Source organism: Parashewanella spongiae, assembly GCF_004358345.1.
GTDB classification, from domain to species: domain Bacteria; phylum Pseudomonadota; class Gammaproteobacteria; order Enterobacterales; family Shewanellaceae; genus Parashewanella; species Parashewanella spongiae.
The window spans coordinates 1,858,976-1,883,210 of the sequence record NZ_CP037952.1 but is presented as its reverse complement, the minus strand read 5'-3'; the positions used below and the strand labels follow the sequence as shown (position 1 = coordinate 1,883,210).

At 40.1% G+C, this 24,235-nt stretch carries 26 protein-coding genes; 11 read left to right on the top strand and 15 right to left on the bottom strand.

The window, feature by feature from the left end:
• Nucleotides 1-120: 120 nt before the first annotated feature.
• The 5 genes from E2I05_RS07255 to E2I05_RS07230 all read right to left on the bottom strand — a co-directional run bounded on the left by E2I05_RS07255 (nt 121) and on the right by E2I05_RS07230 (nt 6,143).
• On the bottom strand, nt 121-1,449 hold the full coding sequence (locus E2I05_RS07255) for a HipA domain-containing protein (protein ID WP_121854929.1): 1,329 nt from the start codon (nt 1,447-1,449) through the stop codon (nt 121-123).
• Nucleotides 1,450-1,451: 2 nt separating this feature from the next.
• Nucleotides 1,452-1,742 carry a helix-turn-helix domain-containing protein gene (locus tag E2I05_RS07250; RefSeq protein ID WP_121854928.1) on the bottom strand — a complete coding sequence of 97 codons (291 nt, stop codon included), beginning with the start codon at nt 1,740-1,742 and terminating at the stop codon, nt 1,452-1,454.
• Nucleotides 1,743-2,362: 620 nt separating this feature from the next.
• A complete protein-coding gene (locus E2I05_RS07240; protein WP_121855106.1) occupies nt 2,363-2,584 on the bottom strand; it encodes a hypothetical protein in 222 nt (73 codons plus the stop codon).
• Nucleotides 2,585-4,046: 1,462 nt separating this feature from the next.
• A complete protein-coding gene (locus E2I05_RS07235; RefSeq protein WP_279387050.1) occupies nt 4,047-4,322 on the bottom strand; it encodes a group II intron maturase-specific domain-containing protein in 276 nt (91 codons plus the stop codon).
• Between the two features lie 84 nt (nt 4,323-4,406).
• On the bottom strand, nt 4,407-6,143 hold the full coding sequence (locus tag E2I05_RS07230) for a hypothetical protein (RefSeq protein ID WP_121855104.1): 1,737 nt from the start codon (nt 6,141-6,143) through the stop codon (nt 4,407-4,409).
• 489 nt (nt 6,144-6,632) lie between these two features.
• Here E2I05_RS07230 and E2I05_RS07225 point away from each other — a divergent pair, with 489 nt between their 5' ends.
• Both E2I05_RS07225 and E2I05_RS07220 read left to right on the top strand, forming a co-directional pair.
• Complete coding sequence (locus E2I05_RS07225; protein ID WP_121855103.1) at nt 6,633-7,976, top strand: type II toxin-antitoxin system HipA family toxin; 1,344 nt, start codon at nt 6,633-6,635, stop codon at nt 7,974-7,976.
• On the top strand, nt 7,976-8,347 hold the full coding sequence (locus E2I05_RS07220) for a helix-turn-helix transcriptional regulator (protein ID WP_121855102.1): 372 nt from the start codon (nt 7,976-7,978) through the stop codon (nt 8,345-8,347). Before E2I05_RS07225 ends, E2I05_RS07220 begins: the two co-directional genes overlap by 1 nt.
• 30 nt (nt 8,348-8,377) lie before the next feature.
• Here the strand turns inward: E2I05_RS07220 and E2I05_RS07215 are convergent, their stop codons facing one another.
• From E2I05_RS07215 to E2I05_RS07195, 6 genes are all read right to left on the bottom strand, one after another.
• The gene (locus E2I05_RS07215) at nt 8,378-8,551 is read right to left on the bottom strand and encodes a DUF234 domain-containing protein (RefSeq protein ID WP_133309545.1); all 174 of its coding nucleotides are present in this window, start codon (nt 8,549-8,551) and stop codon (nt 8,378-8,380) included.
• A gap of 24 nt (nt 8,552-8,575) precedes the next feature.
• Nucleotides 8,576-8,761 carry a hypothetical protein gene (locus E2I05_RS07210; RefSeq protein ID WP_133309406.1) on the bottom strand — a complete coding sequence of 62 codons (186 nt, stop codon included), beginning with the start codon at nt 8,759-8,761 and terminating at the stop codon, nt 8,576-8,578.
• A 55-nt stretch (nt 8,762-8,816) separates the two neighbouring features.
• Complete coding sequence (locus E2I05_RS07205) at nt 8,817-9,659, bottom strand: IS4 family transposase (protein WP_133309544.1); 843 nt, start codon at nt 9,657-9,659, stop codon at nt 8,817-8,819.
• A gap of 391 nt (nt 9,660-10,050) precedes the next feature.
• A complete protein-coding gene (locus E2I05_RS22275) occupies nt 10,051-10,368 on the bottom strand; it encodes an IS66 family transposase (protein ID WP_218939901.1) in 318 nt (105 codons plus the stop codon).
• Between the two features lie 198 nt (nt 10,369-10,566).
• Nucleotides 10,567-11,142 carry a hypothetical protein gene (locus E2I05_RS22270; protein WP_218939900.1) on the bottom strand — a complete coding sequence of 192 codons (576 nt, stop codon included), beginning with the start codon at nt 11,140-11,142 and terminating at the stop codon, nt 10,567-10,569.
• Entirely contained in the window at nt 11,139-11,435 is a 297-nt protein-coding gene (locus E2I05_RS07195; RefSeq protein WP_133309543.1) for an FtsB/FtsL family cell division protein, read from the bottom strand. The genes E2I05_RS22270 and E2I05_RS07195 overlap by 4 nt, the downstream gene beginning before the upstream one ends.
• A gap of 320 nt (nt 11,436-11,755) precedes the next feature.
• On the opposite strand from E2I05_RS07195, the gene E2I05_RS07190 reads away from it, so the two are divergent.
• Entirely contained in the window at nt 11,756-15,538 is a 3,783-nt protein-coding gene (locus tag E2I05_RS07190) for a pentatricopeptide repeat-containing protein (protein ID WP_133309542.1), read from the top strand.
• Between the two features lie 129 nt (nt 15,539-15,667).
• Here E2I05_RS07190 and E2I05_RS07185 read toward each other — a convergent pair whose 3' ends face one another.
• The gene (locus tag E2I05_RS07185; protein ID WP_145964468.1) at nt 15,668-16,396 is read right to left on the bottom strand and encodes a DUF4937 domain-containing protein; all 729 of its coding nucleotides are present in this window, start codon (nt 16,394-16,396) and stop codon (nt 15,668-15,670) included.
• A 277-nt stretch (nt 16,397-16,673) separates the two neighbouring features.
• On the opposite strand from E2I05_RS07185, the gene E2I05_RS07180 reads away from it, so the two are divergent.
• From E2I05_RS07180 to E2I05_RS07150, 7 genes are all read left to right on the top strand, one after another.
• Nucleotides 16,674-17,141 carry an Arm DNA-binding domain-containing protein gene (locus tag E2I05_RS07180; protein ID WP_165905598.1) on the top strand — a complete coding sequence of 156 codons (468 nt, stop codon included), beginning with the start codon at nt 16,674-16,676 and terminating at the stop codon, nt 17,139-17,141.
• Nucleotides 17,142-17,219: 78 nt separating this feature from the next.
• Entirely contained in the window at nt 17,220-17,477 is a 258-nt protein-coding gene (locus tag E2I05_RS07175) for a phage integrase central domain-containing protein (RefSeq protein ID WP_376707921.1), read from the top strand.
• A gap of 74 nt (nt 17,478-17,551) precedes the next feature.
• Complete coding sequence (locus tag E2I05_RS07170; RefSeq protein ID WP_133309541.1) at nt 17,552-18,775, top strand: IS4 family transposase; 1,224 nt, start codon at nt 17,552-17,554, stop codon at nt 18,773-18,775.
• Nucleotides 18,733-18,918 (top strand): hypothetical protein, encoded by a 186-nt coding sequence (locus E2I05_RS07165; protein WP_133309406.1) that lies wholly within the window; start codon nt 18,733-18,735, stop codon nt 18,916-18,918. The genes E2I05_RS07170 and E2I05_RS07165 overlap by 43 nt, the downstream gene beginning before the upstream one ends.
• A gap of 50 nt (nt 18,919-18,968) precedes the next feature.
• Nucleotides 18,969-19,169 carry a hypothetical protein gene (locus E2I05_RS07160; protein WP_133372161.1) on the top strand — a complete coding sequence of 67 codons (201 nt, stop codon included), beginning with the start codon at nt 18,969-18,971 and terminating at the stop codon, nt 19,167-19,169.
• Nucleotides 19,166-19,609, top strand: coding sequence for a tyrosine-type recombinase/integrase (locus E2I05_RS07155; protein WP_121852071.1), 444 nt, complete (start codon nt 19,166-19,168; stop codon nt 19,607-19,609). Before E2I05_RS07160 ends, E2I05_RS07155 begins: the two co-directional genes overlap by 4 nt.
• 111 nt (nt 19,610-19,720) lie before the next feature.
• The gene (locus E2I05_RS07150) at nt 19,721-20,002 is read left to right on the top strand and encodes a type II toxin-antitoxin system Phd/YefM family antitoxin (RefSeq protein WP_121852072.1); all 282 of its coding nucleotides are present in this window, start codon (nt 19,721-19,723) and stop codon (nt 20,000-20,002) included.
• Nucleotides 20,003-20,028: 26 nt separating this feature from the next.
• Here E2I05_RS07150 and E2I05_RS22750 read toward each other — a convergent pair whose 3' ends face one another.
• Together E2I05_RS22750 and tnpA are read right to left on the bottom strand one after the other, a co-directional pair.
• Nucleotides 20,029-20,130, bottom strand: coding sequence for a hypothetical protein (locus E2I05_RS22750; protein ID WP_312018409.1), 102 nt, complete (start codon nt 20,128-20,130; stop codon nt 20,029-20,031).
• Nucleotides 20,131-20,161: 31 nt separating this feature from the next.
• Nucleotides 20,162-20,434 (bottom strand): IS200/IS605 family transposase, encoded by a 273-nt coding sequence (gene tnpA, locus E2I05_RS07145; RefSeq protein ID WP_243641023.1) that lies wholly within the window; start codon nt 20,432-20,434, stop codon nt 20,162-20,164.
• A 559-nt stretch (nt 20,435-20,993) separates the two neighbouring features.
• Between tnpA and E2I05_RS07140 the strand changes: the two genes are divergently transcribed.
• Complete coding sequence (locus E2I05_RS07140; RefSeq protein ID WP_121852073.1) at nt 20,994-23,366, top strand: pentatricopeptide repeat-containing protein; 2,373 nt, start codon at nt 20,994-20,996, stop codon at nt 23,364-23,366.
• 73 nt (nt 23,367-23,439) lie between these two features.
• On the opposite strand, the gene queE is transcribed toward E2I05_RS07140, so the two are convergent.
• Nucleotides 23,440-24,108 (bottom strand): 7-carboxy-7-deazaguanine synthase QueE, encoded by a 669-nt coding sequence (gene queE / locus E2I05_RS07135; protein WP_121852074.1) that lies wholly within the window; start codon nt 24,106-24,108, stop codon nt 23,440-23,442.
• Between the last annotated feature and the right edge of the window lie 127 nt (nt 24,109-24,235).

The window sequence follows — 24,235 nt, the reverse complement described above, 5'->3', positions numbered from 1 at the left end:
CAGATAATAGATAAACGGCAATATGTTTATCCAAGCACTGCTACAAGTCTTTATACTTCATCTAGAAGTAAATTTATTTTATTAAATCGCCATTCTTCAGTGTGGACTGACTAATTCTGTCTATACTTCAATATAAGGTATTTCAACTGCTTGAGCTTTTAAGTACTCAGTTCTTGTTAATATGTTGTCACTCAGTTGCTTAAAGTAGCCAACATCAGCATCAGAAAAACGAGATTGAGTTTTTAGACTGTCAATCAACGATTCAGTTGATAGTTGCTTTATCACTTTATTTGCCAATTCAGTTAACAACCTAGATAGCAGTTTTTTATCGATGCCACAGGTTTCTGCGAAATCAGCCAGTTGATAAGCGTGAATATCATTAGGTTCAAACTCATCTCCCATAGCCATCGCCAATACGTGTTTAAATTGAGGGAACAACGCGATATTGACCAGATCATAAGCTGGAGTGAATCGTGCGTTATTTCTATCAAAGAATAGTGAAACGTTCTTTCCGTGACTGTCGTAGTTGCTGATCATTAAATTAAAGAGTTGCCAGTTTATAAGCCATTGCTTACTTTCAATTGGCGAAGACATATGTTCAGTGAATTCAAATAGCTTTACTAAGCTAGCTCCATCTCTAATATGTTGAACATCTCTTCCGTCACCTAAGTTTCGCTCATATTTGTAGTCTCTTGGTAAATTTAACGCTTGGCAGACATCGATAACATGACGCCTCATTACTTTGTTGGAGTCGGCATCATATTTGCGGTCAAATCGTTTTACGATGAGCGAGGGGTGCGGTCCAAAATGTCTATATTCAACATCAGCAGTTGGTAATCCAACCGCACTAGAGAGCTTCATACAAAAGAATTCGTTCAAGACGAGATTATGACAGTTTCTCTTTTCAAATTTTAAAATATGGGTAGAACAGAGTGAGCCATCACCAAAGCCAATATTGCCATTCTCATCAATAAAAACATTTAATTTATCTTGAACTCCGGCCACGCTAAGACGTGGCTGATCGTCCCATGTGAGTAGGCCAAATTCTTCTTTATTGTCGAGTCTTGTAATTAACTCTTCTTCTTCAAGTATTCTAAAAGATGGCTGGTTTTGTTCTTTTTCTGATGACGGTAAAAATGTCACGGCCCCGGCTAAGTCATTTCCAATGACACGGACTTGTGAATAAACATTTTTCTCCGAGATTCCCAGATTTTCAGCTAATAACTTTCTCGCTTCACCTTCAGGTAAGGCGTTATCCAGAAAGTTGTATGCGACTTCTGATGAGTGTTGATTATCCAGTGACAAATGAGGCGAGATAGCAAAACCTTCGCTTTGCCACAGTGGTGAATAGCTAAGCTTTAATAAGTTGGTCGTGCTATCTAAAGATAAATTTCCAATCACTTGACCTGCGTATTTGATGTCTAGCCTGTATGCGTTAGCTTTTGTCATATCTAAACCCACTCATCATTATTTGATGAAATCTTATCTATGGGGGTTAATTCTTTAGAGGTTAGCTTAATACCTAGCCCACTTAGAACAGAAAATACCGCAGATAAGGTGCAGTTAGCGTTACCATTTTCAATGCGAGACAAAGTATTGATACCAATCCCGCATAGCGCGGCACAATCTGCTAATTTTAAGCCGAGTTCCGTTCTCTTTGCCTTGATGAGTTGGCCTAAAACTTCTGCACTCTCTATATGTGCGGAGCTAGGCATTTTTGAAGCAGTTACTTTCTTAGCCATCAATCGCACCTTATTAAAATTAATCACCGATTTTAGTGATTATAGATGAATCTGAGTGATTTTCAAATATATTCACCGATAATGGTGATTGTAATACTTTCGGGAAAAGTACACCCAATAAATAACCGATAGTAGTGATTATTTATCTAGTTAAGAAATGATCATCACTGCGGCAATCAATTTCAATGTCGATTTTTGTTGAGTTGCTTTAATATGTCTCTCATCTCAATAACGTAACAACTACCGCTATGTGTTATTACCTCCAATTTCTCTCCTTTAATTTGTTTAGGGATGTCGCAGTTCAAATAATACCAATTTAAATTTCAACGCTTAATTTGTCATACCTGCGAACGCAGGTATCCAGCGACTTGTGCCCAAATTAACCAAAGACTCTGGACTCCTGCGTTCGCAGGAGTGACGATAAAATTGGTATACATTCTTCCGCCACGTCCCTTAGTAACTATTTTGGATGTCACTATTTGTTGGAATGCTCGAAAGCGAAATGTTTCATCTTCCAATACTGTCCCGGTCAACACATCGGCTAAGTGTATTTTTTCAAAATCTTTGTAATCAAACACTGAGACGATACTTGCGTTTTTTAAATAAGTCTTATGCATTGATTAACCAAAATTAAGCAAAGAAAAGCTGTCTAATGTCAAAGTTTGCTTATTTAGTTCATCTACTAAATAGCGGTGCAGATCTCGTAATTCGAATATCCCCATTTGAAAAACTTTTCGCGTCGGTTCATACCACCATGATATTTTAACACTACCTAAAAATGGTTCAGAATCACCGTATAAATCTTTTGCTGGGTTAACAGAGTTTTCAATTTTAGAGTTCACACTGATAAAGATTGAGTCACACAAATGCGCAATTGGATTGATCCGTTCGCTGAACTTCCCTCCTGAGGAAGTTCCTCATGTGAAAATGACTGCAAAGTCTTTAGGAGAATTATTTAACGCTAATATCAGTTCATTTAGGTGATCGAATATCGTCCAATCACATTTTATTAATCCACGGCTTTCAACTAACAAGCTTTCATATGAGCTAAGGTTTTTGATACAAAGGCACTTTGCTTGGTAGAAAACATGCTGATCATCTTGAAAACATACGATTATATTTTTGTCTTCAGCTATTAAATCCTCAACCAGTTTTCTTGTACTATGTGATTCGCCTGAGCCCCCCTTACTTCTTAGTACAGCATAACATTTGTGCCTTGAGTCAAGTTAAGAAATCGATGCTAGGTTATCTATTGTATTTTTAGGACTGATCAAAACATAGGGCTTAAAGGCAACAAATCAAAGAGAGATCGCCAGCTCAACCACAGTTGAACCGCTACCGTAAATCACAAATCACACAAAGTTTGTGAGTGCTTAGTGGTGTAAATCCGAAGGTGTAAAATTCAGCATTGTTAGGGGCAGTTTATCTTTCGTGATTATTTTTGCAGCGATAAATTGGTCGTTTTATACAAGACAGAGCTTGTGCGGTTTGGTATTCCAAATAAGCAAGCGATAACGCAGTAGAAATGACCAATTTACGCTGTCTTAGATGCTTTTGAGCGTTCACTGTTCTGTGTTGTAACCCGTTTACTTAGATGACTAAGCTTCACTGCTTACGCCTTGAACCTAAATAAATCGGTTGGGAGCGTTCATATACGCAGAAAAAATTATTGATAGCAAGGCATGAATAGCAGCAAGTAGTGGTTCTACTTGCAAAATTTATAACGCAGCTAGCGGTGATTTTGGCAAGTATATGAATGTTCAGCACTCACCTGATGGGTGAATTCGGGTTGTTTAATCTTGTATTTAACTTCAATAGATTAAAGTTAAATTGTGCGTTCAACTGATATATTTAGGTTGAACAGATAAACGCTCAAATAGCACAAAATTTAATCCTGAAAGGAAAGGTTAAAACAGCAAAATCTGGCATTTTTTTGAATTTGAAATTTTAGCTAACATCATTCAGAAAGAACTAAGTGGACATATTACCTTTACATGTTCCTAACTTTTTAAAACAAAGGAACTTTCTTCTTATATCTTCACATTATTTAGGCTGAGCACCCTTTGAGATCTATCCCAGCAAGTACGGGGTCACCTTGGCTGAACATCTCATCGATGGCCACACTCTTTATGGCTGATAGCGACACTTTTTCGTTAAATAACTTAGCCTGCTCTTGAGCTTCAAGTAGAGTAGGCTACTGGCTTCGCTATCGCTTATCCAGCAGCCCCTCTTCGATTCCGTGCATAAGGTTTTCCCTCACACGGCTCTGTTGTTACACTTCTCTCAGCCCCTTCACTTTGCTTATCATCTTGTCGTGGGTAAATACTCAAGACCAGCTTGGCGTAATTTTTCGTAAGCACCTCGTGATAGATACTTGCTTCGACGTTGACTTAAGCGACCATGCCATCGATAGAATCGGTTTACTACAAATCCATTTATTCTGAAAAATACTCCTCTGGGATATCCTATCCCAGCAAAATAGTGTTTCCATCCCCTCAGAACTTGATTAACTTTATTTATCAGTACGCCAAGTGTATTTGAGGTTCGATGCTTCACTATGTCTCTGAGTTTATTTTTTATCTCAATAAATAACGTTTTTCTCCTCAGATTTTCTCATCTATTTGTTACCCGTATCTGATGGGTTCCTAAAAATGAGATAAGAAATTACTGACAGCCAATGCCCATTTCATTAAGCTTATTTTTAAAACTTAATGCTTTATTTTTAGGGATAACCAATTGCAATTCATCCAGTGGCTGACAATATTTGGTCAGTACTTTATTACTTAAGATCAACGCTAACACTTCCTTATTTTTGCAGCAGTATACCATCGCCTCAAATTGGGCTGTTGCGCCATCGATACGTTGGTTAACTTGCTTAAACAGAGTTTCCCAGTCTTGTGGTAAAAACGGCTGAGGGTCACGTTTAAGTACAAAATTTTGTAGCTCATCGGTACTGCCACCAGACTGCAGGGCTTCCACAATAAGTTTGCGGTCTAACGCCCAAAGCAACTCGTCTTTTTGCTTACAATACAAACCAATAAACTGGATTTCCCATGGCATAGGTGTGCTCGCAAAGTAAAATCGTCCTTTTGGCATTAACGTCACTGGGGTGACATCAAGGTTGACTGTTTCTGGTTCGTAATGGTCACTTTCCCCCAAGACATAAGCCCCAAGTTTGGTGAGCCGAAAATACGTCACCCCTTCATAGCGATGAAAACACTCCAGATCCATCAAGCCCCAATACTGCTCATTTGAGCTATCGGTTTTATCGAGATCACATAATACAATATCAATTAACCCTAAGGTGGCCGCATACTCCAATAACACACACTGTAAATAAGGCTCGGCGAGCACATTCCAATCCGCATCATAAAAGCGTCCATAATGCGAGTCACAGGCATACAAGTATTCTGGCGCAGTCGTCACGACAACGTCTGAACCAATGGCTTCTAGGTATCGTGAAAAATCATCAAAACTTACCCATTCCCCGACAGGACAGGCTTTTAAACCTTCAACGATATCCATGCGACGCCCTGACACGTCAGTCATATATCGACGACCTTTACCCGTTTGCCCTTTGATAGCACTAATTCGATTAAACTCATCTTGGACACTCTTAAACACCCAGTCATTCCAAATAAAGCGGATGGTCTCAGCATTAGACATGGCTGGCGTGGATGACATAGTCAACACTGTGGTGTTCTTTTGGGTAAAACGGCTATTGGCCAATAATTTTATCCAGCCATACGACAATATATGCTCTTCCCCTGAAACCTCGTAAAAGTCAAAACTGGGATAATATTCTTCTAAAGACCTTGAGCAATATTTTAGGGTTGCTGCGGTTGGACTCACTGTTTTATCGCTCACTTTGATTTTTTGGTTTTGAATAGCTGTTAATAACAAGTTGAGCTCAGTGAAAACACGTGGTTCACGATGATGAATGCGAAAAGAAGCGTCAAGGGGCTCACTCAAGACGACCGATGTTATCGACTCTTTTTCTGGTGGCATTGCCCATTGTTTCAACTGTTTTTGTAAAGATAAAGGGATTGAGTGTTCACGGCGAACATTCGATTTATAAAAAAATACCGAATAACCTAACAACTTTTCAACCTGCCAGCTATTACGCCTTTTTGATGAAGGAAGATAACCGTATTTAGCCGTAAACCTACCCCTATCGATCACACCTTGATAATTGTAGATAGACTCCCGCACAAGGTGTTGTTCAATTTCAGGCAGTGCATCCCAATATGTCTTGAGCAAAAAAGGATCTGATAAGCCTTTTTCTAGCGCATCGACTATATCGGCTTTTCTACTTACAGACGGCTTTTTTCCGAAGTAGGTAAGATAATAAGATTTTAATTCATCGACAGTAAACAGCATCATGGCTTGAACAAGCGTCATAGGATCCCCAGATCATAATGAAAAATTAAAATACCAATCAATGACCAAACATCTCTTCAAACAATCATTCATCAAAGTTGCCAGATTGACATCGTCTTGACTAAAAACTTGCCCTAACGCAAAGTTAAGCCATAAAAAGTACAATATAAAACCTCAAGACGCGGGAGTATAAATCTGACAATCATGATTTTCAATGGATTATACCGTCCACATCAATTAACTGTGTTTATATGAATGTTAAGTACCCATACAAGTGAAATTATATCTTTTAACATCCATTTCAAGCACGTTACAGTGTTGCTTTTACTTGAAAGACTATCACCTAAATAGTTCGGTTGAACGCACGACTTCATTTTAATTCAACCAGCTCCCTTTCGCTTTTGCAAAACAGTAAAACCCAATATTATGAGCTATATTGGTTACACAAATTGAAAAAACAGCCTTTTATGAGTAATATAAAACTCATTGGCAACTCAAGCGAGTAGAAACATGAAGCATCTTACTGTACAGGCTTTTTTAGATAAGCAATGGAAAGATGTTGGGGATATCGCCTTTCCATATGGCAACAAAAACAAATTCAATGTGGCGGAATTCATCTACAACGATGACTATGTTATTGAGTATATAGATAAAGATGACGAATACGCTGTTTCACTCAATTATCCAGTAGCCTTATTCTTTGACACTGTAAATAAAACATGGCCTGGCTTTATTGATGACATTATGCCTAGCGGTGCGAGCAGACGCTATTGGATGAAATATTTGGGACTTGAAGGGATCCCCCTTGATGAGCAAAATTACCTACTACTAAAAAATGGCACAATGTCACCGGTAGGAAATCTTCGCATTAAAGAGTCCTTGCCTCAAAAAAACCCGTTGGCAGAAAACCTTTTCTTCACCATTGAAGACGTCGTTAATCGTGCGGGTGACTTTTTAGATTATGCTCAACAAAGAGGAGCTGTAGCTGGCGGTGCAACTGGTGCTGGTGGTGAAGCACCAAAGCTACTATTACGCTGCAATGAAAAGCAGCAAATTTGGATAGATACCTACCAAGATGACTTAACCAACCAAGATATTCATTATTTGGTGAAATATCCTAGAGGCTCACGAGCTGAGATCGATTGTGACATCTTACGAGCCGAGTACCATTTTTATCACGAGCTTGACACTATGGGATTCAGCACCATAGCAACCGATAATATGCGTCTGGAAGAAGGCATAAAGTATCCGTCTATTTGGTTACCAAGATTTGACGTTGAATGTGATCAGAATGGCCTGAATCGCTTTGGAATGGAGTCTGTCTACTCAATACTTAATAAAGCTGCAGGAACAACGCTTTATCATGGAACCGTTATTCGTGAGCTAATAACAAAGATCACACATTCTTATATGGTCGAAAAACAAAGCTTCAAGTTTGATCAGCAAAAATTTGTTATCGAGTGGGTAAACAGAGACTTACTTAATATCGTATTTGGTAATAGCGACAACCATGGCAGAAACACCTCGTTTATACGTCATCAAGGTGAGATACGGTTAGCACCAATTTACGACTTTGCACCAATGAAAGCCGATCCTGAAGGTGTTGCCAGAACAACCATTTGGGGCAATTCATTAGAAATTGGTGGAGAGTATAATTTCGTTGCTATTGCCGATTCATTAGCCGAATTCGTTGATAAAGATGTGTTACTGAATTCACTCAACAAAACCGCTAAGCAACTCATTGATTTACAGTCACGACTTGAACAGAGAGGTGTTCCTGAGCAAATTTTATCAATGCCAAGCATTGGCTTTGACTTCATAACCGAAAAACTCACACGTTGGGGGCTACGTTAATGGAAGATACAAAGCCAAAAGAACTCAGTACACCGATGAGAAAACGTACCTCAAAAACAACAAAAGGTGTGAGCACATTTGAGAGAAACCAAAAAATCCGTGAAGTGATCTTTAAGGTAGTGACTTCTGAGCTTACTCAAGGGCAAGCTTTGAAGGTTTTGCGAATGGACATCATTGGTTTAAAGCAAGATGCTTATGCTAAGTTAGTGAAAGTGTCTCGTAAAACCATTTCTGAGATTGAAAATGACCGTGGCAATTATACCGCTGAAGTGGTCAATAAAGTCTTTAAGCCGTTTGGTTTGAAAGTAGGGTTAATGCCGAGATCGCCTCAGTTATTAGCAACGCTTTTTACAGAACTAAACTCAGAATGAATCACAGATAAGAGACAAACACTCTATGACTCACAACTGTGTATCTGGACTTCTCTTATCGTTAATCGCGACGATATCAATCTCATTTTTGCCTTTACTATCCCAGTAACCACCAATGCGATCAAACTGATTTGATTCCATCAAAATGGCTTCAAATAAAGACTCAAGCTCCCAACCTGAGTAGATTTCAAAATCTCTGGCTATGTGTCAATGGCACTAATTTAAGAATTACTTCTGATATACCTTAAGCCTACGTGCTTGTTTTCTTGAATGTTGTAACCTTGGTGTCGGTTTCGGTCGCCTTTTCTTTGCTCTCGGTTCTTTTCTCCCCGGGCGATTGCCAACGATATGCTCTCCGATAATATCTGCTATCACATCCAATAAAGTGTCAATGATCCCTTCGGTGGCTTGCAAAAGTAATATCTGAAAATCTTGTAATGCGTCATGTGCGGCTTTAAAACTTGCCTCTCTAGGCGATATTCCTTTTTTTTTCTGCCGCTCGGCACATAAGTGCCCTTATCATGTTGTAAACTAACAAATGAACATCAATTTCCTTACGCACCATATCTGGACTACCACACCTTAAAATATCCATTTTCATCATGGTCTTGATTGACCTAAAATCCAACTCGATATGCCATCGTGAAACGTATAAATCAATAATATCTTGCTTCGGATAGACTTCTTTATCCGTGAGCGTGGTAACAATGATACGTTTCTTTGTTCCTACCATTCTGACGATAAGCTCTTCTGGCACTTGAGCGTAACCCTCTGGGGTCATCCATTCTGGACAGGATGGACGAATTAGCTTAAATAAACCATCTCGCTTACCCAGCTTTTCTTCACAGGTTCTGAAATCGACATTTCTGGCTCCGCTTTTTTCGAAAACAGCATCAACGCCTAACCCCATTAGTCCTACAAGAACAAAGTAGTTTTCGAAATTAGCATCTCCCAGCACAATGTCACCTTGTTTCAAGTCTGACTGCATACTTCTTAATAGTGCCTGCTCGCCAGTACCTTTCCCTTTACAAGGTGAAACAGCCGAGTCAATGACTGCACCGCTACCCAAAGAAATTAACACTAAAATCCGCAGCTGAGGAAAGCCCAGCCCTTCTTTTTGTGATTTAGGTTGAGGGAATTGGGCTTGGTTCTCGTGCGTATCAGGCATAGATAGTGTTGAGCCGTCAGTTAATAGCACTCTACGACCATGCCATAAGTATTTCCCTTGAATCGCTTCATCTAAGTTTTTTCCTGATTTCTTCAATAGCGATTTAATGGATTCTGGAGATGTGGTCGGGCAATAAAGTTTCATCCTCAATCGGCCTGTAGCCTTTATTAGTACGTTGAAACTCTAGCTATCAAAAGTCTAAAGTTTCATACTGAATTGCTCTTAAAGGTATTTTTACAAAGGAAATGAAGTAATAAAGTATCATAGTCGGATAGGCGGCACCTGTAACCAGATGCCGCCTCCTAAGAACCCAGCGTTCAACTTTCACTGCACTGGGCTCAAGCCTCCACGAAGGCGTGTTATGTTACCCAGCAACTCACAACGCTGACAGTATTGGCGCAAACCAAGAGTTTCTACTTCCCTTGCTGAGTTTCCGTTCATTTAAATAACTTCATACTCAGGATCATAAGGTGTAGCTTCGCTTTTAATTTTCCTGTGCCTTTTTATGGGTAAATAGGCTATTTCTTGTAACTACTCAATAAGTTGTGGTAGTTCGAGTCCCTTTCATCACCAAGTCTCCCAGTAAAGGGATGGTGTTTTTAAGAGAAAGCCTGTCATTTAAAAACGCCCAAAATGACAAGTTTTGTTTTTGGCAGGTTTTGCGCAAACTCGAAAAGGTGTCTCGACATTGGCGTCCTAAATCACTTCTTGTTCCACCACTTACTTTTCGCCTTTTGACATGTTCTCGCAAATCGTTTCCACTGCCGTTGGTATGTATCGGAATTTCAGGCCGTTCCAGCACTCGAAGTAGAGACGATTTATGTTTGTGCAGTCGTTTTAGTTGTTGATTCAAGGTTTGATAGCTGGTCTTTTACGTAAAAATATCATCAAACCTTCTAGAGAGTTGTTCTGCTTTTTTGGCACAAGGCTGAACTTTATAACATTTAAGCTCACGGTAAAAATCCCAAATCTCATTTCTCACTTTTTTGATATCGCTCCGGTGCTCAGGGCAAAGTGGAATTAGGTTGTGAATGAGCCTTTCTGCATGAACCTAGCACAACGCATGAATGAGTACTTTAAATTGTCCTGCACCATCACTGACAACAACCAAGGATTCGATAGGTTGCACTTCAAGAGCCTGAGCAAATAACGCCCCTTCGGTCGCCCATCGCATATGACGGTCAGAGGAAAAGCCTAGCTGTTGTAAATGCTCTTGCCATTGTGCTTCGTTATTAAAAAATTGACATGGATGATTGGCAAGACTTTTCCGCTGTGCAATGGGTAATTTTTTTTGTTTCATGTAATTCAGCGCAGCCGTATTAATGCGATATCCGAGTTGGTCTGCGCACAGCAAGGACAAGAAATTTACTCGACTTTTACTTCTTGAACTTTGAAACCAAGCAAAAAGCTCATTACCTATATGAGTGACAAAGCCATTTTTGCCTTGATGGCGTCCACCTGTATCGTCAGTCGTGATGTAACCGGTACTGCCTAGCCCTTTGTTCAGTAAATCATCCTTTTCTTGATGAAAGTCATCATATTTTTCTGATAACAAACGGTTAAGTTGGCCTGCTGAAATATCAACGCCCCATTCTCTGAGTTGCTCAAGCAGTAGTGACTGAGTCACTTGGCAATGATGGTATTGTTTGATGGAATATGAGCTTCAGGCTCTATGACTTTTTCATTATTAATTTGTAGGTTAGCCGTTTTACTGCGTTTTCCTTTTCGCTTGCTAGACTTCCCTTTGTTAGAGCCGTTTTCATCGTTATCAGGGTCAGTATTAAGCTCTTTGATTTCATCTTCTAAAATTTGAACACGCTCAGAAAGCTCTACAATAGTTTGTTGTAGAGTTTCGACAGTAGGACGACATTCAGGGCAAACTGAACCAGATAAATCAGGAATTTTTAGCTTCAGAATCAAGTGAAATAATTAAACTTGATGAGAGTATGAAGCCTTAAAATAAGCAGTCAAATTGATCGCACGATCGTTACAAAGTCTTACAAATTGTCGGCTTACCACAACTTATTGAGTAATTACATTTCTAGACAAAACCAAATTACGCTCAATTTCATTATTTTTTAAGTCTGAGGTACAACGATGAGCTATGAAATGGCTCCTCTATGCGGTGGATAATTTTCTGTTATACATTTATAGAATGCCTTAAAGCTGAATAATTTTGTATTTATCTATTCAGTGCGTTATTTCTTGCTTGTTAATTCACTCACTTATTGAGTAATGTGATGGCGACAGTGCGCACTCCTGCTGAGCAACAATCAATATATAGATTCATGCTTACAAGTCTCCAAGAATACCCAAGCGAAGCCGTATTATATCTTAACTTTGAGGTTTCAAAGTTTGATGGTGATGAAAACTTACAACAGTGTTATCAAAGATTAAGCAAAACCAATAGACAAAAGCTGTATGATTTTTTCAACAATAAATCATCGTCGACTCGCTTTAACTCTCGTACACAAGATGCTCATTATTATAAGAAGCCAAGTAATGCTTGCCGACGCTTTGCAACTGAGCCCCGCTCCATTACTCCAAAATCGAGCACTCAGTATCCCAAGCAAATACAGCAACCATCTTCCTCCGCTCACTCCTTTTTTACTCAGACAAGTGCACTTATTCACTCTTGGAAACTTAAAAAGAAAACCAAAAATCAACTGGGTATTGAGTTAAATGCATTAATTGGTGGTTGCGCTAAACTTTCACAGCTTATTGAAATCATTCACACCCTAAAAAACGACAAACAGGTCATGGAAACATCATGGGATATAAGATTAATCCATAAATTGTTACACAAAGCCGCCGATTTCCCTAACAGCCACTCATCTAATTTCGACGGCGTTTTTAGTGACATAACACGATTTAAATCGTCCTATGAATCGAAAACATGCATCCTATTATTGAAATTAATTAAGTTAAATTCAAATTTTTCAGATGCCAAAGAATTGGTGCTAGGCAATGCAGCTGGAGCCAGCTTAATGCAACAATGGGACATCAAGCCTGATGTTGCCATTTACAATGCTTTTATCACGGTATGCGCTAAAACTGGCCAGTTTGAGAGTGCTTGGCGACTGGTGCGTGGTGATAAGCCCGTGATGGCACCTCATTTGTCATTAAAGGCCAATCAAATCACCTGCATGAATTTGCTGACGGCCTGCGCTGAAATGGAGCGTTATGCAGAAGCTAAATCATTGATGTTGTGCGATAGCGATACAGCTACAGCCAGCTTAATGCAACAATGGGGCATCAAGCCTAATGTTGCCATTTACAATGCTTTTATCACGGTATGCGCTAAAACGGGTCAGTTTGATAGTGCTTGGCAACTGGTGTGTGGTAATAAGCCCGTGATGGCACCTCATTTACCATTAAGAGCCAATCAAATCACCTGCATGAATTTGCTGGCTGCCTGCGCTGAAATGGAGCGTTATACAGAAGCCAAATCATTGGTGTTGGGCGATGGCGATACAGCCAGCTTAATGCAACAATGGGGCATCAAGCCTGATGTTGCCGTTTACAGCGCCTTTATCACGGTATGCGCTAAAACTGGCAGGTTTGTTAGTGCTTGGCTATTGGTGTGTGGTGATAAGCCCGTGATGGCACCTCATTTGTCATTAAAGGCCAATCAAATTACCTGTATGAACTTGCTGACGGCCTGCGCTGAAGCGGGGCGTTATGCCGAAGCCAAATCATTGGTGCTGGACGATACAGCTACAGCCAGCTTAATGCAACAATGGGGCATTAAGCCTAATGTTGCCATTTACAATGCTTTTATCACGGTATGTGCTAAAACGAGCCAGTTTGATAGTGCTTGGCAACTGGTGTGTGGTAATAAGCCCATGATGGCACCTCAACTACCACTAAAGGCAGATTCAATCACATGCTTGAATTTGCTGACGGCCTGCGCTGAAACGGGGCATTACACAGAAGCCAAATCATTGGTGTTGGGCGATACAGCTACAGCCAGCTTAATACAGCAGTGGGACATCAAGCCTGATGTTGCCATTTACAATGCCTTTATCACGGTATGCGCTAAAACTGGCCAGTTTGATAGTGCTTGGCAACTGGTGTGTGGTGATAAGCCCGTGATGGCACCTCATTTACCACTAAAGACAGACTCAATCACCTGCCTGAATTTGCTGACGGCCTGCGCTGAAGCGGAGCGTTATGCAGAAGCCAAATCATTGGTGTTGGGCGATACAGCTAAAGCTACAGCCAGTTTAATGCAACAGTGGGACATCAAGCCTAATGTTGCCATTTACAGCGCCTTTATCAAGGTATGCGCTAAAACAGGCCAGTTTGAGACTGCTTGGCAACTGGTATGTGGTGATAAGCTCATGATGGCACCTCATCTACCACTAAAGGCAGATTCAATCACTTGCATGAATTTGCTGACAGCCTGCGCTGAAACTGGGCGTTATGCAGAAGCCAAGTCATTGGTGTTGGGTGATGGCGATACAACTACAGCCAGCTTAATGCAACAATGGGGTATCAAGCCAGATGTTGCCATTTACAGCGCCTTTATCACGGTATGCGCTAAAACAGGCCAGTTTGAGACTGCTTGGCAACTGGTGTGTGGTGATAAGCCTGTGATGGCTCCTGATTTGCCATTGAAAGCCAATCAAATCACCTGCATGAATTTGCTGGCTGCCTGCGCTGAAATGGAGCGTTATACAGAAGCCACATCATTGGTGTTTGGAGATGGCGATACAACTACAGCCAGCTTAATGCAACAATGGGACATCAAGCCTAATGTTGCCATTTACAATGCTTTTATCACGGTATGCGCTAAAACAGGCCAGTTTGAGAGTGCTTGGCAACTGGTGTGTGGTGACAAGCCCGTGATGGCATCTCAGTTGCCATTAAAAGCCAATCAAATCACCTGCACGAATTTGCTGACAGCCTGCGCTGAAACGGGGCATTTTGCCGAAGCCAAATCATTGGTGTTGGCCGATGACGATGGCGATACAACTACAGCCAGCTTAATGCAACAATGGGGCATCAAGCCTAATGTTGCCATTTACAATGCTTTTATCACGGTATGCGCTAAAACGGATCAGTTTGATAGAGCTTGGCAACTGGTGTGTGGTGATAAGCCCGTGATGGCACCTCATTTGCCATTAAAAGCCAATCAAATCACCTGCACGAATTTGCTGACAGCCTGCGCTGAAACGGGGCGTTATGCCGAAGCCAAATCATTGGTGTTGGCCGATGACGATGACGATGGCGATACAGCTACAGCCAGCTTAATGCAACAATGGGGCATCAAGCCTAATGTTGCCATTTACAATGCTTTTATCACGGTATGCGCTCAAACGGGCCTGTTTGATAGTGCTTGGCAACTGGTGTGTGGGGATAAGCCCGTGATGGCACCTCATCTACCACTAAGGGCAGATTCAATCACCTGCCTGAATTTGCTGACGGCCTGCGCTGAAACGGGGCGTTATGCAGAAGCCAAAACATTGGTGTTGGGTGATGGCGATACAGTTTCAGCCAGTTTAATGCAGCAATGGGGTATCAAACCTGATATAGCCATTTACAATGCCTTTACTAAAGTATGTATTAAGGCAAAAGAATTTGATATTGGAATATGGTATTTAGAAAAAATTATGAACGAATGTAACATGATTACTCCTTCACAAATATATGCTCAACTTGCGCCGCTTGAAAAAGATAATTTCGCAAGCATGATTGATAAAGGGATAACACAAGGAATATATAAAAAAAGTGTTGGCTTAATGAATCATTGTATCGATTTGCATATGGATAAAATCTTCGAAGGACATTCAGGCGATGGTACACATATTCGAGGTGTTCCATTAGCTTTCGCAAAACTATTATTTTGTTACCACAAAAAAAACAATGACCCCAAGATAACATCGATCATAACTGGATACCATGGCAATAATACGTTAAAAAATGGAATGATAAGTTTTCTCAAAGATGAATTTGGACTTGAGTTTACCGAGGATAAATTCAACTCAGGAATGATAGTATTGAGCAAGTCTGCCCATTAACTTGATACTAGCGAGCACACTTTTTAGTATAATCGCATCATAAAATGAACATCATAGAACAACGACAATATTATAATGTTAATTGCATTTTTGTTTTAATGTTCTAAATGATTTTGGGGCAAATGCTTCTTAGGCAAACCAATTATTTTCAACCAAAACTGAATTACTACTCAACTCGGTGAAATATGTTTCAACACTAGCAACAGACTTTAACACTGGGAAATACTCACGCATATAATGCCCATGAGCAGCCTCAGAACTCCAAAATGTGCTGACCAAGTACCTTAATGGCTCTTTCTCAAAACTCCAAACATATCCACCAAGCATTCCTCTTACCGATGACATCCCTTTATTCCAAACATTATTTTGAACATCTAAGAATTCTCGCTCCTTGCCTTCATGAATTGTGCAATCAGCGATCCGGATAAATTGAGATTTAGAGATTATTGAATTGTGATAAGCAGGAATATTCATTGCATGATTCAAATATGAAACATTACTGGATGAATAAGTATTGACTTGGTTGGCTTTAGCGGCAATTGAATCATGAAGCGTCTGCATAAACTGCTCAACGGAATTTTTGTCATTCCAAAGTGCAAATATGATTGCTTGATCACCGTCCCAACCGCCAAGTTGTTTGATAAAACCTTTAGCGTTTGCAGTTTCTTCCCAGCATTGTTGACCTATTGAGAATTGTTCTTTTTTATCAGGCAGCACATCACACTTGATTAACTTGGCGTACATTTTCGTCCTTGTAAAAACACCATTTAAACGAAAATTATCGAAGATGTATAAATCGAAAAAATGTTTTGAAAACAACTGATGTTTTGCGCGAATTTTGCGCATTTTAAAATTCAATCGTGCGATATGAGTTAAAAATCCCTTTTAATTCATATAGTAATTTGGTCGGTATGAGAGGATTCGAACCTCCGTCCCCTTCAATTTCAAACCTATTTTTGAGACTTTCTATTACTACTACTTACTACTGCCCGTTATTATACCCATACGACTGATATATATCATATTTAATTAGTATGTGACTATCTTTAATCGAACTCAGCCTACTATGCTACCTTCAAACTCCGTGCTACATATAGTGCTACATTTTTTTGTAGCACAAAAAATGGTGCTACAAATGACAAGTATTAAGATGAAGCTGACCGATTCCCTTCTAAAACAGGTACCTGAAGAAATAAATCGCATTAACGACACTGAAGTGTCAGAGTTCTATGCTCATGTGGGAAATCTAACATCTGAACAATCTCGAAAATACACCTTTTATCTTTATTATCGCTTTGGTGGTCGAGATGGAATTCAAAGACGTTATGCTATCGGTAAAGGTGATAGGTTAACAACCTCTGATGCTCGCAAGAAAGCAATACGATTGAAGGGCAGGATCAGTTTAGGCGAAGATGTCTTTCTTACCAAACAGCAGCAAAATACAGCAGTTTACCAAGCCAAGGTAGAGCCCGACATTGCCCTACTATCTAAAGAATTTATGGATATTTATGTAAGGAAAGTTGCGGAAAAAAGTATACCGATGAGTTCTCGTCACTCCAGCGCAGGCTGGAAACGAAGTAACGTCAGTTTTGTATGTCGGTAGTCTAGTGCCTTTTCTTTTTTCTACAAAAGCCACTGGATACCTGCCTGCGCTGGTATGACAAAGATTGGTACTTTCTAAATCGCTAGATCCCTAACGCCACATCGAAAACGACCAGAAGAAGTTCGTCGAATGCTGCAAGTGGATATTATCCCGACCATAGGCAATATAAAAATAAGCAAACTGACTCGTCGCAATCTGATCAGTAAGGCATTAGATCCTATCACCGCTAGAGGCTCTAAAGTTCAAGCGAATAAAACCCTCTCATTACTCAAGCAAATGTTCGACTTTGGCATCCAACGTGGTTTGCTTGAGTATAACCCAATGGCACTAACTTAAGATTTAGCTGAAGGTTTACTAATTGAACAATAGAGAGTAAATCATACAGATTAAGGTTTTTCTAGTGTCACGCCATGAATACTACAACTCGCCAATTCTTCAATGATGCCCCAGAATTGTTACGTCGCTTTGCTCAAACGGAAGAAGATGAACTTTCTTCAATTCTCACTCTGCAAGATTTAGAAGATTTTCAAAAAGATAATACTCAAAGAGTACGCAAGTATCCCGCCTGCCACACACTTTCGCTTTTCATGAAGCAAGTTGCCAGTGAAAACAAGTCTTGTCGTTGCACACTAATCAGTGACGCTAGAGATCAAATTGCTATAGGTCGAGAGAAAAACAGCACAATTACAGGTCCCTACTGCAAAGCAAGAAAACGGTTATCTCCAGAGTCAATTAAATCGCTATTGAAGAAATCAGGAAAAAACTTAGATGAAGCGATTCAAGGGAAATACTTATGGCATGGCCGTAGAGTGCTATTAACTGACGGCTCAACACTATCTATGCCTGATACGCACGAGAACCAAGCCCAATTCCCTCAACCTAAATCACAAAAAGAAGTGCTGGGCTTTCCTCAGCTGCGGATTTTAGTGTTAATTTCTTTGGGTAGCGGTGCAGTCATTGACTCGGCTGTTTCACCTTGTAAAGGGAAAGGTACTGGCGAGCAGGCACTATTAAGAAGTATGCAGTCAGACTTGAAACAAGGTGACATTGTGCTGGGAGATGCTAATTTCGAAAACTACTTTGTTCTTGCAGGACTAATGGGGTTAGGCGTTGATGCTGTTTTCGAAAAAAACGGAGCCAGAAATGTCGATTTCAGAACCTGTGAAGAAAAGCTGGGTAAGCGAGATGGTTTATTTAAGCTAATTCGTCCATCCTGTCCAGAATGGATGACCCCAGAGGATTACGCTCAAGTGCCAGAAGAGCTTATCGTCAGAATGGTAGGAACAAAGAAACGTATCATTGTTACCACGCTCACGGATAAAGAAGTCTATCCGAAGCAAGATATTATTGATTTATACGTTTCACGATGGCATATCGAGTTGGATTTTAGGTCAATCAAGACCATGATGAAAATGGATATTTTAAGGTGTGGTAGTCCAGATATGGTGCGTAAGGAAATTGATGTTCATTTGTTAGTTTACAACATGATAAGGGCACTTATGTGCCGAGCGGCAGAAAAAAAGGAATATCGCCTAGATAGGCAAGTTTTAAAGCCGCACATGACGCATTACAAGATTTTCAGATATTACTTTTGCAAGCCACCGAAGGGATCATTGACACTTTATTGGATGTGATAGCAGATATTATCGGCGAGCATATCGTTGGCAATCGCCCGGGGAGAAAAGAACCGAGAGCAAAGAAAAGGCGACCGAAACCGACACCAAGGTTACAACATTCAAGAAAACAAGCACGTAGGCTTAAGGTATATCAGAAGTAATTCTTAAGTTAGTGCCATTGGAGTATAACCCTTTATCTGGAACCAAGCGTATGGTGATAGGCGGCAAAGAAACAGCCAGAACTCGTAACTTGTCACTTCATGATATTCAAGTAGTTTTTGATAAACTTCCAACGTTAGGTGTAACTCACCAAGTCATTACTATCCTCAAGCTCATTGTACTTACAGCGTGCAGAGTGAATGAATTGGTATCGGCCAAATGGAGCCATATCGATTTTGACCAAATGCAATAGCTTATTCCAAAAGAAAATGTGAAGGCAAAAAAAGCTCAGAAAAAGAACACCTCATCCCCCTCAACGAACACATAATCAAACTGCTGAACGAAGCCAAACACGCATACGGTTATTTAAGATTTGAGTTCATATTTCCGAGTCTATCCTGCACTTCAATGGCTCCAGGTGAAAAAAACATTGATAAAAGATCTGTCGCCAGAGCGGTAAATCGAAATATTGATAACTTAGGGCTTGAGCCGTTCACTCCGCACGATCTTAGGCGAACATCTGCAACTCTATTAAGAAAACTTGATACAGACCCAATTGTGATAGAAAAAGTTCTGAATCACGAACTTATGAGCGTAATGGCAATATATAATCAACATGACTATATAGAGAAACGAGAGGAAGCGTTAAAAAGGTTAGCGGCGGAAGTCAACCCATACTTATTTTCCCCTTAACTGTAATATTAAAAAGGATTTCATTAGCTCACGGTAAAAGGCATACTTCTACAAAGTTATTAATAATCGCCAAAATCAAAATCGCACGATTTAATTAGATTGATTTGTGCAATGCATTATAATCTAACTAAACTTCATGCTTGGAAGAAACAATGCACTCTAACCGCCAATGATGCCAAAAGAAATTTTGGTGAACTCCTCCTCAGCGCTCAACGCGAGCCTGTTAAAATCAGTAAAAACAACAAAGATACTGTTGTGGTTATGTCAATTAAAGACTTTGATGAATTAGAAACAATGAAGGCTGATTATCTTAAATATTGCTTCGAATCAGCTAAAAACGATCTAGAAAATGGATTGGCAATCGATGGCGAAAGTTTTCTTAATTCACTATAAAAAACTCGGCCGCAAGCAACCGAGTTTTAGAAAAGCCCAAGTTGATCCGCACTTTTCTCTTTTTTATCTAATTCCGACAATTGATCCTGAACATATTTTCGTATGACCTCTTCAGTAGCGTTTCCTATAGTTTCGACAGAATAACTTTGTGTCCAAAGCTTACCTCCCCCAAAAGTAACGCCTTTTTATATCTGGGTAACGCTTGAAGAATTCTCTCGCTGAAATACTTTTGATTATTTGCATGACATTGCTTGGTGATATCTTCGGCTCACCTCTAATGACCATGTGGATATGATCAACTGGAATTTCTAATTCAACTATATCAATGTCATAGTCGTAACCAATTTTATAACTAATTGATTTTAAGCCTTCACGATAAGGCTCTATAAACACTTTGCGCCGATATTTTGGTATCCATACAAGGTGATACATTAATCTGTATACGTGATGTGAATTTCTTAGAAGTTCCATATACAGGATAATATAGACCGAGCTTCGCCCAGTCTACACTATCCAGCACGGGGCAAGCCCCCGAAATTTTCGCTACGCGCGTTAAAACTTACTGAACATATAGAAGATATTGGTAAGCGGCGTGTGTACCCAAATTTTTCTACTTCCCACATTAAAATGGTAAGCTGCGATTAAGTATTGATTTGTCTGAGAGGTTACTATTCAACCATATCCTAGAATCTCAAGCCAATATACTGAAGTTGAGTACAACTCGATTTCCACTGCGTTATATTCTCGTAAACGCACTCGTACTGATGCCGCAGCGTACCACGCGTCACAGTCAAAAAGACATTGCAACCAAATCAGATCATACTTTTCTCCTCAACCAGAGCCACAACTGAAACCCAAGCCTTCTTATAAACACTTTAAATTTAGTCGTTCAAGACACACCACTAATCGAAATCCTCAAGCAAACAAACGAGGGAAATCTCACTACTCACACTGTGCACGTGTTCATTCAGACAATGTCAAATCTAACCCAATGTCTAGAATTATCCCTAATAACATGTGGGTGATAGATAATTTTCTTGTTCGGGAAGGAGAAGATAAAACAATCATAGACGTCATCGGAGTAACAATTTTTTGCATTAATGAAAGCAAAAACCTGAGTGACTCACTAGCGTTACTCAATAATTTAAAAGCAATATTTAGGAAAGATAAATGTGTACTGCGTGAGCAACCAGAGCCTTACAATGCTTATTTATCCAAGGCGTTGGATTTATACAAAAATAAACATTTACAGCACCTTTCAGAGAATGATTTAGCTCAACAGGCAGAAAAAATCATAGCGCTTATGAGAGCAATGAAAGTCACTCCCGACGACATCAGCTGCATCAACTTGTTAACCGTTTACGGCGTAACAAAGCAGTTTGAGGCTGCTGAGCGTTTGATACTGGGTAATAAGCATGGACGAAGTTATATTTCAAAATGGGAGGTAGCCATTAATATTAAAGTTTATAACGCCTTCCTTGGTGTATGTGCTGAAACCCAACAATTTAAAGCCGCTCAGCAGGTATTGACCATCTTGAGAGACAATGCCAGAGCCATGCGGCCTAAAAAACAGATAAAGCCCAATGCCATCACTTGTGTTGCCCTGTTAACCGTTTATGCCGCAACAAAACAGTTTGAGGCTGCCGAGCGTTTGGTACTGGGTAATGAGCATGGACGAAGTTATATTTCAAAATGGAAGGGAGCCGTTAATATTAAGGTTTATAACGCCTTCCTTGGTGTATGTGCTAAAACCCAGCAATTTGAAGCTGCTCAGCAGGTCTTGAGCATCCTGAAAGACAATACAAAAGCCATGTGGCCTAAAGACGAAATATGGCCCGATGCCATCACTTGTATGGACCTGTTAACTGTTTACGCCGCAACAAAGCACTTTAAGGCTGCCGAGCGTTTGATTCTGGGTAATGAGCATGTACGAAGTTATATTTCAGAATGGAAGATAGCCGTTAATATTAAAGTTTATGGTGCCTTCCTTGGTGTGTGTGCTCAAACCCAACAATTTAAAGCCGCTCAGAAGGTATTGACTATTCTGGAAGACAATGCGAGATCCATGTGGCCTAAAGACGAAATATGGCCCGATGACATCACTTGTATCGACCTGTTAACTGTTTACGCCGCAACAAAGCACTTTAAGGCTGCTGAGCGTTTAGTACTGGGTAATGAGCATGGACGAAGTTATATGTCAGAATGGGAGGTAGCCGTTAATATTAAGGTTTATAGTGCTTTCCTTGATGTATGTGCTCAAACCCAGCAATTTGAAGCGGCTCAGAAGGTATTGACCATCCTGAAAGACAATGTCAGAGCCAGGAGGCCTAAAGACGAAATATGGCCCAATGCCATCACTTGCACCAACCTGTTAACTGTTTACGGCGCGACAAAGCAGTTTAAGGCTGCTGAGCGTTTGGTACTGGGTAATGAGCATGGACGAAGTTATATTTCAGAATGGAAGGGAGCAGTTAATATTAAGGTTTATAACGCCTTCCTTGGTGTATGTGCTCAAACCGAACAATTTGAAGCCGCTCAGAAAGTATTGACCATACTGAAAGATAATGTCAGAGCCAAGTGGCCTAAAGAACAAATAAAACCCGATGTCATCACTTGTATCGAACTGTTAACTGTTTATGCCGCAACAAAGCAATTTGAGGCTGCTGAGCGTTTAGTAATGGGCGAGCGAAGTTATATGTCAGAATGGAATGTAGCCATTAATATTAAGGTTTATAACGCCTTCCTTGGTGTATGCGCTCAAACCGAACAATTTAAAGCCGCTCAGAAGGTATTGACCATACTGAAAGATAATCTCAGAGCCATACAGCCTAAAGACCAAATAAAGCCCGATGCCATCACTTGTGTCGCCCTGTTAACCGTTTATGCCGCAACAAAACAGTTTGAGGCTGCTGAGCGTTTGGTGTTTGGTAATGAACAAGAAAAAAGCTACCTCTTAGAGTGGAAGATAACCCCTAATTTCCTTATTTATGCTTACTGGGCACTGGTCAATGAAAATGATTTCGACAAGTCTCTGGATAAATTGTGCCGCTTAGACTTATGTCAAAAACGACTTGGACTTGTAGGGAGTTTTTTTAACTGCCATGTTGACAGTATATTTAGTTGTAGTTTGAGTAAGGGTATCAGCTATGGTGTACCCTTCGAGTTTGCTAAGGCTCTATATAAATATCATTGCCGTCGCAAGGGAAGGAGCGCCATTAAAAAAATTATAACGGGCCATCATTTAGGTCAGACTTTAAAAACGAATTTTATTTCGTTTTTAAAAGAAGAACATCAGCTAGAGTTTAAGCCTTGCGCATCAAATACTGGAATCATCGAGGTAAAAGCTCCCGAAGGGCAAGGCTAAAGGCTTCCACTACTGCGTTGCATAAAATAACCAATTTATCGACGCAAAAACAATCACGAAAGTTCAACAGACCCTAATCTATATCTAAATATTTATGTGTTTGTATTGATAAACGCCAATTACGAGCTATACAAGTCGACATCGCGAGTTCTGTCGCACGTGGTATTTGACTGATAGGCTGTAAACAAATCGTTTTTCGGGTGACATCAATATCGGCCAGTAACTCATCCAACTCATCAATATGGCTTTGTTTTGCAATCGGGTGCTTAATTTCATTTGCCCGATTCAAAGCCTGTTCGAGAACGTCATAACCACCTTTCATATTAATCTTTGGCGAAACGGTCACATAGGTATCCGAACTACAAAGCACTTCAAAAGTACCACTTGTTTCTATTTGAGTGATGTAGCCTGCTCGGTTTAACTCATTGGTTAATTTGGTCAAATCATACATACAAGGTTCGCCACCCGTAATAACAATCAGCTTGGCAGTAAAGCCTTTACTTTTAAAAGCTGTAATCAATGATTCTGCAGAATGGTTGGCCCATCGACCTATTGTGCCATCGACTTGAATGACATCTTTAGCCGCGACTTCATTTTCAGCAGTCATGTCCCATGTTTGTTTAGTGTCACACCAACTGCAACCAACTGGACAGCCCTGTAAACGTACGAAAACAGCAGGCACCCCTGTATTGCTGCCTTCACCTTGAATCGTTTCAAAAACTTCGTTTACTGGGTAATTCATTAGTTGACACCAAATATTGCTGACTTTAATTTCGGGCAGCTTTTATAGTAGATTTTTAAGCTAGCAGCAAGCATTATACGATCCTACCGTGAAGAAGTTACAGTAATACCGTGAATGAAGTCATGAT

Excerpts from the sequence above, each read along its gene's own strand:
- E2I05_RS07255 (WP_121854929.1), bottom strand. The coding sequence starts at position 1,449 with ATGACAAAAGCTAACGCATACAGGCTAGACATCAAATACGCAGGTCAA.
- E2I05_RS07250 (WP_121854928.1), bottom strand. The coding sequence starts at position 1,742 with ATGGCTAAGAAAGTAACTGCTTCAAAAATGCCTAGCTCCGCACATATA.
- E2I05_RS07230 (WP_121855104.1), bottom strand. The coding sequence starts at position 6,143 with ATGACGCTTGTTCAAGCCATGATGCTGTTTACTGTCGATGAATTAAAA.
- E2I05_RS07225 (WP_121855103.1), top strand. The coding sequence starts at position 6,633 with ATGAAGCATCTTACTGTACAGGCTTTTTTAGATAAGCAATGGAAAGAT.
- E2I05_RS07220 (WP_121855102.1), top strand. The coding sequence starts at position 7,976 with ATGGAAGATACAAAGCCAAAAGAACTCAGTACACCGATGAGAAAACGT.
- E2I05_RS07205 (WP_133309544.1), bottom strand. The coding sequence starts at position 9,659 with ATGAAACTTTATTGCCCGACCACATCTCCAGAATCCATTAAATCGCTA.
- E2I05_RS07190 (WP_133309542.1), top strand. The coding sequence starts at position 11,756 with ATGGCGACAGTGCGCACTCCTGCTGAGCAACAATCAATATATAGATTC.
- E2I05_RS07180 (WP_165905598.1), top strand. The coding sequence starts at position 16,674 with ATGACAAGTATTAAGATGAAGCTGACCGATTCCCTTCTAAAACAGGTA.
- E2I05_RS07170 (WP_133309541.1), top strand. The coding sequence starts at position 17,552 with ATGAATACTACAACTCGCCAATTCTTCAATGATGCCCCAGAATTGTTA.
- E2I05_RS07160 (WP_133372161.1), top strand. The coding sequence starts at position 18,969 with ATGGTGATAGGCGGCAAAGAAACAGCCAGAACTCGTAACTTGTCACTT.
- E2I05_RS07150 (WP_121852072.1), top strand. The coding sequence starts at position 19,721 with ATGCATTATAATCTAACTAAACTTCATGCTTGGAAGAAACAATGCACT.
- tnpA (WP_243641023.1), bottom strand. The coding sequence starts at position 20,434 with ATGTATCACCTTGTATGGATACCAAAATATCGGCGCAAAGTGTTTATA.
- E2I05_RS07140 (WP_121852073.1), top strand. The coding sequence starts at position 20,994 with ATGTCTAGAATTATCCCTAATAACATGTGGGTGATAGATAATTTTCTT.
- queE (WP_121852074.1), bottom strand. The coding sequence starts at position 24,108 with ATGAATTACCCAGTAAACGAAGTTTTTGAAACGATTCAAGGTGAAGGC.